Origin of the sequence: Mesorhizobium sp. M0047 (assembly GCF_040323315.1) — a bacterium.
Lineage (GTDB): Bacteria > Pseudomonadota > Alphaproteobacteria > Rhizobiales > Rhizobiaceae > Mesorhizobium.
Map to the genome: position 1 here is coordinate 65,695 of NZ_JAMYUW010000009.1, position 11,926 is coordinate 77,620.

At 62.9% G+C, this 11,926-nt stretch carries 10 protein-coding genes; 6 read left to right on the plus strand and 4 right to left on the minus strand.

Annotated elements, in window-relative coordinates; translation table 11 throughout:
• Window positions 1–201: 201 nt before the first annotated feature.
• On the minus strand, window positions 202–2,412 hold the full coding sequence (locus NKJ89_RS10925; RefSeq protein ID WP_352602279.1) for a xanthine dehydrogenase family protein molybdopterin-binding subunit: 2,211 nt from the start codon (window positions 2,410–2,412) through the stop codon (window positions 202–204).
• Window positions 2,413–2,415: 3 nt separating this feature from the next.
• A complete protein-coding gene (locus tag NKJ89_RS10930; protein ID WP_352602281.1) occupies window positions 2,416–2,874 on the minus strand; it encodes a (2Fe-2S)-binding protein in 459 nt (152 codons plus the stop codon).
• A gap of 393 nt (window positions 2,875–3,267) precedes the next feature.
• On the opposite strand from NKJ89_RS10930, the gene NKJ89_RS10935 reads away from it, so the two are divergent.
• Both NKJ89_RS10935 and NKJ89_RS10940 read left to right on the plus strand, forming a co-directional pair.
• Window positions 3,268–3,648 (plus strand): ATP-dependent DNA ligase, encoded by a 381-nt coding sequence (locus tag NKJ89_RS10935; RefSeq protein ID WP_352602282.1) that lies wholly within the window; start codon window positions 3,268–3,270, stop codon window positions 3,646–3,648.
• 3 nt (window positions 3,649–3,651) lie between these two features.
• Window positions 3,652–3,843 (plus strand): hypothetical protein, encoded by a 192-nt coding sequence (locus NKJ89_RS10940; RefSeq protein WP_352582421.1) that lies wholly within the window; start codon window positions 3,652–3,654, stop codon window positions 3,841–3,843.
• Window positions 3,844–4,045: 202 nt separating this feature from the next.
• Here NKJ89_RS10940 and NKJ89_RS10945 read toward each other — a convergent pair whose 3' ends face one another.
• Window positions 4,046–4,948 (minus strand): dihydrodipicolinate synthase family protein, encoded by a 903-nt coding sequence (locus NKJ89_RS10945; protein ID WP_352546074.1) that lies wholly within the window; start codon window positions 4,946–4,948, stop codon window positions 4,046–4,048.
• A gap of 52 nt (window positions 4,949–5,000) precedes the next feature.
• Complete coding sequence (locus NKJ89_RS10950; protein ID WP_352602284.1) at window positions 5,001–6,233, minus strand: trans-sulfuration enzyme family protein; 1,233 nt, start codon at window positions 6,231–6,233, stop codon at window positions 5,001–5,003.
• Between the two features lie 83 nt (window positions 6,234–6,316).
• Between NKJ89_RS10950 and pdxR the strand changes: the two genes are divergently transcribed.
• From pdxR to NKJ89_RS10970, 4 genes are all read left to right on the plus strand, one after another.
• Window positions 6,317–7,813 (plus strand): MocR-like pyridoxine biosynthesis transcription factor PdxR, encoded by a 1,497-nt coding sequence (gene pdxR, locus NKJ89_RS10955; protein ID WP_502904122.1) that lies wholly within the window; start codon window positions 6,317–6,319, stop codon window positions 7,811–7,813.
• 159 nt (window positions 7,814–7,972) lie between these two features.
• A complete protein-coding gene (locus tag NKJ89_RS10960; protein WP_023758446.1) occupies window positions 7,973–8,464 on the plus strand; it encodes an MOSC domain-containing protein in 492 nt (163 codons plus the stop codon).
• A gap of 6 nt (window positions 8,465–8,470) precedes the next feature.
• Window positions 8,471–9,421 carry a PDR/VanB family oxidoreductase gene (locus tag NKJ89_RS10965; RefSeq protein WP_352602288.1) on the plus strand — a complete coding sequence of 317 codons (951 nt, stop codon included), beginning with the start codon at window positions 8,471–8,473 and terminating at the stop codon, window positions 9,419–9,421.
• Between the two features lie 51 nt (window positions 9,422–9,472).
• On the plus strand, window positions 9,473–11,869 hold the full coding sequence (locus NKJ89_RS10970; protein ID WP_352487295.1) for a transketolase: 2,397 nt from the start codon (window positions 9,473–9,475) through the stop codon (window positions 11,867–11,869).
• Window positions 11,870–11,926 lie beyond the last annotated feature (57 nt).

Here is an 11,926-nt window from a genome sequence, read left to right on the forward strand (position 1 = left end):
TCTTCAATGGAGTGGACGCATTTGCGTCTCGAAAGCGGTTCTTCAGTGGAACCGGCGCCAAGGCCCGTCTGTGGTCGTTCAGAACACGGGGTGCCGTCTCCAAACCGGATATTGGAGCGGGCAGCCGCCGGAATTTGACCCATGGAAATGAGCGCCTGTCAGGAGGCGTTCGAAAACGGCGCGATCTTCATCGCGGCTGTTTCATGGTGTCATTCCTGACATGTTCTTTATAATCGGCAGCTTGCGGATAGTCTTGCCCGTCGCCGCCCGTAGCGCGTTGGCGACGGCCGGGCCGATCGGCGGCACACCTGGCTCACCAACTCCCGTGGGCGGCTCCTCGGACGGCACAATGTGCACCTCGACTCGCGGCATCTGCTCGATCCTGAGCGGTGTATAGGTATCGTAGTTCTCTTGGTCTACGACACCGCCATTCAGGGTCAGCTCCTCCTGGAGGATCGCGCCTAGCCCGAAGCCGATACCGCCCTCCATCTGAGCGCGAATCTGGTCAGGATTTATCGCGGTGCCGCAATCTACCGCGCAGACGACGCGGTCGACCTTGAAACCATTTTCATCGTTGAGGGTGATCTCCACCACATCGGCGACATAGGTCGAGAGGCTTTCATGCAGGGCCACGCCGCGGAAACGGCCTTCCGGCAGAGGCTTGTCCCAGCCTGCCTTCTCAGCAGCCACTTTAAGCACGGCGGCATGCCGTGGATGGTGACCGAGCATTGACAAGCGGAAGTCGACCGGATCACGGTTCGCAGCGGCGGCGAGCTCATCGATCAGGGTTTCCACCGCGTAAGCGGTGTGGGTGGAGCCTACCGAACGCCACCAGAGCACCGGGATGTTCACGTCCGTGGTGGTCAGCTCGACCTTCAGGTTCGGGATCGCATAGGGCAGGTTGGTGGCGCCCTCTACGGAGGTCGGATCGATGCCGTTCTTGATCATCGCCGCAGAGGTCGAACCGCCCAAGACCGATTGGCCCACGATGTGGTTATGGAGAGCGACGACATTGCCTTTCTTGTCGAGCCCCGCCTTGACTGCGTGCACATAGGCCGGCCGGTACCGCCCACCCCGCATGTCATTCTCGCGGGTCCACTGCACCTTCACTGGCTTGCCGCGTCCCAGTGCACGCGCTGTGGAAACAGCTTCGATAATGACATCTGCATCCAAGACCGCGCGGCGGCCGAAACTGCCGCCGGTCTTCATCACGTGCAGCCTCACCTTGTCCGGCGTGGTGCCGCCTACCTGAGCGGCAGCCGCCTGATAGAGGTCGGGCATCTGGTGTCCGCCCCAGACGTCGATGGTGCCGTCTTCGTTGATTCGGGCGGCCGCGTTGAGTGGCTCGATCGAAGCATGGACAAGATAGGGGAATTCGTAGTGCCCCTCGATGATTTTCTCAGCACTGGCGAACGCTGCGGGAGTGTTACCGTCGTCGCGCGCGGTGGCCGCGCCCAGATCGTCTGCTGCCTTGTTGTATTCGGCCATGATCTCTGCCGTGCCGCGCCCTTCGGCCTTCTCCTCGTTCCAGGTCACCTCCACGAGGTCGCGGCCCTTGAGCGCCGTCCAGGTGTCCCTGCCAACCACGGCAATGCCTCGCGGCGTCTGGACGACATCGACAATGCCGTCGAGTGCCTTGGCCTTGGTTGCGTCGAAGCTCTCGATCTCGGCGCCGAACTTCGGCGGATGGATCATAACGGCCGTCTGGAGTCCCTCCATCATGAGGTCGATCGTGTAGGTCTGCGCGCCGTTCGTCTTGCCGGCGGAATCGTAGCGCTTGAGGCTGTACGATCCGATCTGGGCCCACTTGTCGCGCGGCTTTAGCGGCACGTCGTCGGGAACCGGCATTCCCGCTGCGGCTTCAGCCAGGTCACCGTAGCGCGCCTGCATCCCTGAGGCGTGCGACACGACCCCGGAAGCGACTTTGATCTCGCCGGCTGGCACATCCCACCGCTGCGCCGCGGCCGCCACCAGCAAGGCCCGTGCGGCAGCACCCGCCTTGCGGTAGCGTTCCCACGACGAACTCATCGACGTGGAGCCACCAGTTGCCTGTGCGGCCCCGCCCCAGGCGAGATTGCCGTAGAGCGCGGTATTGCCATATCCGCCGACCACGTCCACCTGCGCCCAGTCGCCGTCGAGCTCTTCCATAACCAGGGTGGCGATGCCGAAATAGGAGCCTTGTCCCATCTCGAACTGCGAGGAGTGGATGATGATTCGGTTCTCCTTTGTGATCTCGACATAGGCCTGGAAGGGGTTCGCCTGAACCTTTGCAGTAGTCGTTTGTGCGATGTCGGACGCCGCCAGCACTAGCCGGTAGCCCACGGCGAGGCCAGCGGTGGTGACGCCCGCGCCGACGAGGAACCGGCGGCGCGTGGGCCGCACGGAGTTATGCTTCGAGAGAAACTGCGACATGCCTCAAGTCTCCAGCCGGTTGGCGGTCTCGTGGATGGCCGCGCGGATGCGATGATAGGTGGCGCAGCGGCAGAGATTGCCGCTCATCGCCGAATCAATATCATCGTCCGTCGGCTTAGGCGTTTCTGTAAGGAGGGCCACGGCCGACATGATCTGTCCAGACTGGCAATAGCCGCATTGAGGTACGTCGAACTCGGCCCACACGGCCTGGACCGTTTCGCCTATCTTGCCCGACACACCCTCAATGGTGATGATCGAGGCTCCTTCGATGTCGCCGACTGCGGTCTGGCACGAGCGCGTCGGCATGCCGTTAACGTGAACCGTGCAAGCGCCGCACTGGGCAAGCCCGCAACCGAATTTCGTTCCCGTGAGTCCGATGACGTCACGGACCGCCCAGAGCAGCGGCATCTCTGGATCGACGTCGAGTGTTCGCGCCTCGCCATTGAGGGTAAAAGCGACCATTGCTTGCTCTCCTTGTCCTGAGCTGGCTATCTCGTTGAGCCTCCGCCCGCCTGGCAACCGAGCTCTTGTTGCTGAGGCCTAGCGACCACACCCTAGGAACGCGCAGCTCAAGCAACAAGCCGCTAGGTTGGCGAGTTACGAGATCGTGAAGTGGGTCGTGTCGAAAGGCTGGAGGCAACTGAATGTCATTTTTTGGGGCGGACAGGCCGCTTTAGGCTGGGTTACACGAGACTGGACATTCGGGTCGTCGCGAACATCGACCGCTGGTCGGCCGCGTCCGGCAGGGCCCTGATTGGCTACACGAAATGAAATGGGACGACTATCGATGGGGGCCTACCTCGACCCGCAACCTCCACGACTGGACCCTCAGGTTTCCGACTATCGTCCCGGGCGGTGGCCGAGCTCGGCGCCTCGGACGCGATAATAGACGGTGAGGCGTTCGTCGTTGACCAGAAGGCTTGTCGCGCATTCCCAGTCTTCAGCGGGCTCTTGGCCGCGGCGGGAGACGTCAGGACCATGCTTGCCGGCTTCGACCTGCTCAAGATCGACGGCGAGGGTCTTCGCGATCGGCCACTCGTCGATCGGCGCAAAGCGCTAGTTAACCTGCTGAGACGCCGCCCAAACGGCATCGTTCTGAGCGACGAGATCAGCGGCGGCAGCGACATTCTCGCGCAAGTCTGCCAGTTCGGCCTCGACGGCATCGTCTCCAAGCTGCGTGTCAGTCCATATCGATCCGGCCGGCGCCAAGAATGGGTGAGACAAAATGCGTGCTGAGTGATGAGTTCATCGTCATCGGCTGCGAACCCGGCAACAGTTACGGCGGTCGGGAAGCGTGCTCTGGCGAATGTCGAGGACGGAAATCTGGTGTTCGCCGGCGGCATTGGCACCGGCTTCAATGCGCGCACCGGGCCGGAAGTAAAGCGCCGGCTCGATGCCATTCAAATGGGTAAACACCGATTCCTAGTTTGAAGGCGAACGGTGCGGCATGGGCGGAGTGCCCTGCGCAGTCTGTACCTCCGCAGTCGATTGTCGAGTTCGAAGGGGTGTGATTGGCGTCGAGACCGCTCCAGCCATGGCTATCAGCACGCCGAGTGCGTTGTTTTCGATCAGTTCTCGAAATGAGCGGGTAAATACATGCACTTCCTTTCACTTGCCGAACGCGGTTTGCTGTTCACCGGCTGGCATCCGATGGCAAACCTTTCAACGCGGCGGCGATCTGGCGCTTCGCTGCTGGGGGCAGAGGCAGGATGGGACGCGGGGGTTCGGCACTGCAAATGTCGAGCAATTCAGCGAGTGCATAGACGACGCGAAGGCTCGAGAACTCCTTGAAGAGGCTCCAGATCGGGACCAGCGCGGCATTGATCCGTCGCGCTTCGGCCGCATCGCCCTGTTGCGCCGCTGTGACGATCGTCATGCAGACCTCGGGCAGGATGCCCGCGAGGACGCTGTACCATGTGTCGGCGCCGGCGATCATGGCCTCGGCGGCGTTCCAGTCGCCGCTGTAGCCAATCGAGAACCCTTCCGGCAGTGTGCGCCTCTGGGCGGTCAGATGGTTCTTGATCGCATCGCTTTTGTCTGTCGGATTCTTGATGGCGACAATCCCAGCCACCTTTGCCAGGCGGCTGACAAGGGGTGGACTGAAATGGAAATGCGTCGTTCCTGGATTGTCGTAGACGACGATCGGCAGGCCACTTTCGCGCGCCACAGTGGAGAAATGTTCGAACACCTCGTCATCAGTAAGCGGGGTGTAGGAGGCGGCGGCAAGCAGCCCCGCAGCTGCTCCAAGGGCCTTGGCGTCTTGCGCGAGCCCAACGGCTTCATCGGTGCGCAGCGCGCCCACACCCACCACGACCGGCATTTGCCCCGCCGTTTGGTCCAAGGTCTCGGAGAGCGCCCGCCGCCGTTGCTCGCGCGACAGATAGATGTATGTGCCGGTGCTGCCGAGAAGGCCGATGGAATCGACCTGAGCAATGCCAAGCCGAGCAATCAACCTGCGCAGGGCAACGCTATCGACGCGGCCGTCACGATTGGTCGGGGTGATGGGGAACGCGGAAAGACCGCTCAGGAATGCCATGGCAAGGCTCCAGATCTATGTGTGAGCGCAGAGGTGGCCGCACGCCAGGTCATTACAAGACGTCCAAAGCCCGCCGCAGATCGGCGATCAGGTCATCAGCGTCTTCAAGCCCCACCGAGAGACGCATGAGATCCTCGCCGACTCCATCGGCCAAATGGGCATCCTTGCGGATCGGCTGCCGAGCACGGGTGAGGCTTGCTGGATGATAGATGAGGCTGTCGGCATCGCCGAGGCTGACGGCGCGAATGATCAGGTTGAGCCGGTCCATCATCCGGCGCGCTCCTTCGTATCCAGCGTGGAGGCCAAAGGCCAACATGCCCGATCCGTTGGACATCTGTTTTCGCGCCGTCACCTGATCAGGGTGCGAGTCGAGGAACGGATAACTCACAAATGCCACCGCCGGGTGCGCTTCCAGCGCCCGAGCCACCGCAAGGGCCGTGGCGCTGTGCCGTTCCATACGCAGCGTCAGCGTCTTGAGACCGCGCAGGATTAGGAAAGCTGACATGGGCGAGAGCGCTGCGCCGGTGATGTAGCGCAGGCCCGTTTCATGCAGCGTACGGAGCGTTTGGGCGTCGCCGAGAAGCGCCCCGCCAAGCGCATCGCCATGACCATTGATGTACTTGGTCAGCGAATGGAGCACGATGTCCGCCCCGTGCTCAAGCGGTCGCTGGAGCGCGGGCGAGGCGAAGGTGCTGTCCACGGCAACCTTCACACCGTGCGCGTGGGCGCGCTCGGCAATGGCAGAGATATCGACGATGCGGCTCAGCGGATTCACCGGCGTCTCGAAGAAAACCAGCCGCGTCCGCTCGGTGATCGCGGCATCGAGATTTTGGGGATCTGACAGATCGACCGCGACGACCTTGATGCCGAAGCGGGGGACCGCCTGTTCGACCATGGCAAGCGTGTTCGCATAAAGCGTCTTGTGGACGATGAGTTCATCGCCCTGGGACAGGAGCGACAGGATCAGAGTGCCGAAGGCCGCCATCCCCGAGGCAACAACCAGCCCCGCCTCGGCTCCTTCCAGATTCGCGAGCCGCTGCTCGAGGATCTCGGTCGTGGGATTGTATTCGCGCGCATAGAGCCGTCCACCAAGGGCGGCGGCGGCATCGTTTGCTGCCACGCTTTCGAACCCATAGGTTGACGTCAGGAACACTGGCGGCTGGACGGCATTGGAAAAGCCGGCCGGATCGTAGCCATGATGGATCGCCCGGGTGGCAAATCCGGGGCTGGTGCGGTTGAGCGACCCCGTGGGAGCATCGGTTTCGGATTGATGGGAGCTGGTCATTCGGCCTCTGCGATCTCTCTTGGGGTTCCGAAAGATTGACGGCAACCTGGCCAATGTGAAATATCCAGTTGGCGATGAAAGAGATGGTCCAGTCTTCAAGTGCCGGGTCTGCAGCGCGCTCGCACGCGATGGGTGCACGCCAGATATACGAAGCCCTTCGCGAGCAAATCCTCGGCGGCGTCTACGAAACCGGCAGTCAGTTGCCATCCTCCCGGGCCCTGGCAAATGACCTCGGCGTTTCGCGAACCACGGTGACGGTCGCCTATGAGCAACTGGCTGCGGAGGGTTTCATCGAAGTCCGTCAAGGCGCACGACCTCGCGTTGCGTCTTCGTTGATGGGCCATGGGACGGGGCGCACTCACGCGCAACGGGTCGGCCCGATCCACCTGTCCGCATATGGCGAGCGGCTGCGCGCGACGTCACCCTGGCCAGATTATCTGCCGACTGGGCTGAAGGTCGAGTTCCGCTATGGCGACCTCGCGCCGTCGGATTTCCCTTCATTGGTCTGGAAACGCGCGATGAACGAGGCGATGGGGCAGCGCCCGCTGCGTCTTGCCTATGATGATCCTCGCGGCTCGCGCCGGCTTCGCCAGGCGCTTCAGGGCTATCTCTGGCGCGCCCGGACCCTGAGCTGCGACCTCGACCAGATCATAGTTGTGAACGGTTCGCAGCAGGGCCTTGATCTGTGCGCGCGCCTGCTTCTCGATCCCGCCGACCGTTTCGTCATCGAGGATCCGTGCTACAGGATGGCGCGTCAGGTCTTTGCCAGTACGGGTGCCTCACCCATCCCGGTCATCGTCGACGAAGACGGGATGAGGACCGAGTTGCTGGCGGGGATCGGAGCACGACTGGCTTATGTGACGCCATCGCATCAGTTTCCGCTGGGCGGCGTCATGCCGATCGCGCGCCGCCACCAACTCTTGGAATGGACGCGGCACAACAATGCCTATGTGATCGAGGACGACTACGACAGCGAATATCGCTACGACATCAATCCGGTCCCTCCGCTGCACAGTCTCGAGGACCACGGGGCTGTCATCTACCTCGGCACGATCTCCAAAACGCTCTCGCCGATGCTGCGCATCGGCTACCTCGTCGTCCCGCCCGAATTGCAGGAGGTCTTCGCAACCGCCAAACAATTCGCAGACCGGCATTCGCCGGTCGCTGAACAGGAAGCGCTGGCATCGTTGATCGAGAGCGGCGGCTACGAAAGCCATGTGCGCCGTGTGCGCAGGCTGAACGGCGAGCGTCGGGAAACGTTGTTGGGTGCCTTGCAGCACAGCTTCGGGGATCGCATCACTGTCCAGGGAGCAGATGCGGGACTGCACGTCGCGGTTTGGTTCAATGACCTGCCACGATCGCGGGAAACGGCCTTGGTCGAATCCGCCCGCGACGCTGGCCTGGGGCTACACCTGATCTCGCCGCTCTACGAACGGCCATCGGACGAAGGCCGCACCGATCGCGTCGGACTTGTCATGGGCTATGCCGCCTTGAGCATTCGGCAGATCGGGAAGGGCGTTGAGGTCCTGCGAGAGGTTGTCAAGCAGGTGCAAGACGCGATGCCGGTGCGGAACAACTGAGCCGGGGCGACGCCGAAAGCTGGCGCTGAAAACGGTCCGAGGGCCCCCCGTATTTCTTTCCAAACAGCCAACTGGACCGGGAAAATGCCATGCAACTGGCGCTGTTGATCAGGCCAGTTTTGCAGCAGGTTTCCACGAGACGAATTTCCGAGAGCGATGATGACCTGGCGAGGAAAGCTGCTTCACGTCCATATCGCGCCTGCCGCCTCCTATGAAATGGAGGAGCTGGCGCAGGCGCAGCTTATTGCCGGCCAAGGCATTGTCGGAGACCGCTACTACCTGGGGACGGGGACCTATTCCGCGCGTCCTGACGTTCGCGAAGTGACGCTGATCGAAGCTGAAGTCTTGGACGCCATCGCGCAGGGCGAACCCAGAATTCCGGGCTTCAAGGCCAAGCTCGCACCCGAAGATCACCGGCGCAATCTGACGACACGAGGCGTTCCGCTTAGCCATCTTGTCGGCAAACGCTTCCGGGTCGGGGAAACGATTCTCAGGGCCGCCCGGATGAATGTGCCGTGCAAGTATATCGAGGAGTTGCTCGGGCTTCCGGGTCTCTACGAGGGGCTTCTGAACCGCTCCGGCCTGAACTGCACAATCGAGGTCGGGGGCGTGATCCGCCCCGGTGATCTGATCTTGCCCATCGACGAGTGAAACGCCATGGCCTCGCCGCGCATCATCATGAAGCTGACCGTGACCGCCGCCCGCAAGGAGCCGGGCGACGTGCTGGTCATCGACCTGAAACACCCACGCAAACCTGTGCTGCCGGCGTTCGAAGCGGGTTCTCACGTCGACGTCCATCTGCCTGAAGGGAAGGTGCGTCAGTATTCACTTTGCGGCGACCCGACCGAGCTTGGCCGCTACACCATCGCGGTGAAGCGCGAGAATGACGGCCGTGGCGGCTCGGCGTGGATCCACGAAACCATTGCCGTCGGCTCCACACTGCCTGTCTCCGCGCCACGCAACCATTTTGCTCTCAAGCCAGGCGAGGGGCCGACTTTGCTGCTGGCAGGGGGGATCGGGATCACCCCGGTTCTGGCCATGGCGCGCGCGCTCGCCCGGCAGGCCAAGCCCTTCGAGTTGCACTATTTCACCCGCGGCCGGGCGCTCACGCCACTCTTGGAGGTAATCGAGGACGATCTTCCTGGCGATAATGTTCGGTTCCATTTCGACGACGAGCCTCAGACCCGGCAGAACATCGCCGCGCTGCTGGCGAACCGTTCGGACGACGCGCAGACATACTACTGCGGACCGCCTGGCTTCATGGCGGTTGTGGGGCGCGCGGCTCAACACTGGCCCGAGGGTACTGTTCATTTCGAAACTTTCCAGCCTCCCGAGTTTGATGGCGCGCCACCGGAACCGTTCGTCATAGAACTGGCTGAGGGCAGGGTGGTTGAGGTTTCGGCTGAGACCACGGCACTGGCCGCCTTGCGTGCGGCCGGTGTGCCGTTGATGGCCTCGTGTGAGAACGGGGTGTGCGGGACCTGCGAATGCGCAATGCTGGGGGGACAGCCGATCCATCGGGATGCCGTCCTGTCCAAGGAGGCACGCGGCCACCGCTTCATCCCCTGCGTGTCGCGCGCGACAGGTGTGTTGAAACTCGATCTTTGACCATTTGGGCGGGGGTCCTGTGAGACCGGCAGCTGATTTGCGGGAAACTGAATGACGAGGAAACTGGAATATCTGAACGAGATCGAGCGCTGCGTCTCCTGGCTCGCAGCCTGGACGATCCACCACGCCAACCACGTCCGCGAGGGCGATGAGATCAAGGTCGGGGGGCATCAGGCCTCGTCCGCGTCGCTGAGTACCATCATGACCGCGCTCTACGGTTCGGTCCTGCGCCCGCAGGATCGGGTGGCGGTCAAACCCCATGCGGCGCCGATCTTCCATGCACTTCAGTATCTGGCGGGCAACCAGACCCACGAAAAGCTCATGAACTTCCGCGGCTACAAGGGCGCGCAGAGCTACCCTTCGCGGACGAAGGATGTCGACGATGTCGACTTCTCGACCGGGTCGGTGGGTCTCGGCGTTGCTCAGACGCTGTTCTCGTCGCTGGTGCAGGACTACGTCTCGGGTCACGGCTGGATGAAGGAGCGTGCCGAGGGCCGAATGGTCAGCCTGATCGGCGACGCCGAGATGGATGAGGGCAACATCTACGAGGCCCTGATCGAAGGCTGGAAGCACGGGCTCAGGAACTGCTGGTGGGTGGTCGACTACAATCGCCAGTCGCTCGACGCCGTGATCCGGGAGGGCCTCTGGCAGCGTTTCGAGCAGATTTTTCGCAACTTCGGCTGGGACGTGATGGTCCTGCGCCACGGCGCTCTGCAAGAGGCTGCCTTTGCCGAGCCGGGGGGCGAGAAGCTGCTCGAGTGGATAGAGCGCTGTCCGAACCAGCTCTACTCGGCGCTGACCTTCCAAGGGGGTGCTGCCTGGCGCAAGCGGCTGCTCGACGAGATCGGAGACCAAGGGCCGGTCACCACTCTGATCGAACGCCGCTCCGACGACGAGTTGCAGGCGTTGATGACGAACCTTGGCGGGCATGACATGCCGAGCCTCCTCGAAGCCTTCGAGGCGGCGTCCAGGCATGACCGTCCCGTCTGCTTTATCTGTTACACCATCAAGGGCTACGGTCTGCCGCTTGCCGGACACAAGGACAACCACGCGGGGCAGATGACGCCCACGCAGATGGAAGACTACCGCCTGCAAATGGGCGTAAAGCGGGGTGAGGAGTGGGACAAATGGGCGGCCGCCACCTTGCCGGAAGCGGAACTTGACGCCTTCTTCGCAAAGGCGCCGTTCTTCAGTGAGGGGCGTAGGAGGCTGTCTGCGCCGTCGGTGCCGGTGCCTGAAACCCTTCCGTCACCGGGGCAGCCCGGCAAGCCGCTCTCGACCCAGATGGGGTTCGGCCAGATCCTGAACGACATCGCACGCGAGCGCAGTCTGCTTGCCGACCGCATTGTCACCACCTCGCCCGATGTGACGGTCTCGACCAATCTCGGTGGCTGGGTCAACCGGCGCGGCCTTTTCGCCCGGGAGACCATGGCGGACACCTTCAAGGCCGAACGCATTCCGTCGACCTTTACCTGGGAATTTGGGCCGAAGGGGCAGCACCTCGAGCTCGGGATCGCCGAGTCGAACCTGATGATCATGCTCGGGGCACTCGGTCTCTCGCACTCGATCAATGGCGTGCGCCTGCTGCCGATCGGGACAGTCTATGATCCCTTCATCTACCGATCGGCCGACCAGCTAAACTACGCCTGCTATCAGGATGCGCGCTTCATGCTGGTCGCAACGCCCTCGGGCGTGACGCTAGCGCCCGAGGGCGGAGCACACCAGTCGATCGGCACCCCATTGATCGGCATGGCGCAGGATGGGCTTTGCGCCTTCGAACCGGCCTTCGTCGACGAACTGTCCGTGATCATGCGCTTTGCCTTCGATTACATGCAACGTAATGGCGAGGGGGATCCGGATGAGACGACGTGGCTGCGTGATCAGACCGGAGGATCGGTCTATCTTCGCCTGTCAACCCGGCCGCTCGAGCAGCCGCTGCGCGACATGAACCCGGCGCTCGCGCGGGACATCGTCAATGGCGCCTATTGGCTGCGTCCGCCTGGGCCCAACGCGAGTGTCGTCATTGCTTATCAAGGCGTCGTCGCGCCGGAGGCGATTGCCGCGACGGGTCTTCTGGCGGAGGACCGGCGCGATGTCGGGCTGCTCGCGATCACCTCCGCGGACCGGCTTAATGCGGGCTGGCAGGCGGCGGAACGTGCCCGGCAGCGTGGCGCGATTGGCGCCCTGAGTCATATCGAGCGGCTGCTCGCGCCGCTATCGCGTGACTGCGGCATCGTCACCGTGATCGACGGGCACCCGGCGACGCTCGCGTGGCTCGGTGGGGTTAACGGGCATCGCGTGAAGGCGCTCGGGGTCGAGCAGTTCGGCCAGACGGGGACTATTGCGGACCTATACCGTCACCACGGCCTGGACACCAACGCCATCGTACATGCGGCGCAGGCGGTCAGTGCGGGACCGGCTGTTCGCTACCGGAAGGCGCTGCCTTGACCATGAGCGACCGGATGCTCCGTGGCTGGTACGGATCGGCTGTTTCCACGGGCGTTC

Excerpts from the sequence above, each read along its gene's own strand:
- pdxR (WP_502904122.1), top strand. The coding sequence starts at position 6,317 with ATGGTCCAGTCTTCAAGTGCCGGGTCTGCAGCGCGCTCGCACGCGATG.
- NKJ89_RS10950 (WP_352602284.1), bottom strand. The coding sequence starts at position 6,233 with ATGACCAGCTCCCATCAATCCGAAACCGATGCTCCCACGGGGTCGCTC.
- NKJ89_RS10970 (WP_352487295.1), top strand. The coding sequence starts at position 9,473 with ATGACGAGGAAACTGGAATATCTGAACGAGATCGAGCGCTGCGTCTCC.
- NKJ89_RS10960 (WP_023758446.1), top strand. The coding sequence starts at position 7,973 with ATGACCTGGCGAGGAAAGCTGCTTCACGTCCATATCGCGCCTGCCGCC.
- NKJ89_RS10965 (WP_352602288.1), top strand. The coding sequence starts at position 8,471 with ATGGCCTCGCCGCGCATCATCATGAAGCTGACCGTGACCGCCGCCCGC.
- NKJ89_RS10940 (WP_352582421.1), top strand. The coding sequence starts at position 3,652 with ATGAGTTCATCGTCATCGGCTGCGAACCCGGCAACAGTTACGGCGGTC.
- NKJ89_RS10925 (WP_352602279.1), bottom strand. The coding sequence starts at position 2,412 with ATGTCGCAGTTTCTCTCGAAGCATAACTCCGTGCGGCCCACGCGCCGC.
- NKJ89_RS10930 (WP_352602281.1), bottom strand. The coding sequence starts at position 2,874 with ATGGTCGCTTTTACCCTCAATGGCGAGGCGCGAACACTCGACGTCGAT.
- NKJ89_RS10945 (WP_352546074.1), bottom strand. The coding sequence starts at position 4,948 with ATGGCATTCCTGAGCGGTCTTTCCGCGTTCCCCATCACCCCGACCAAT.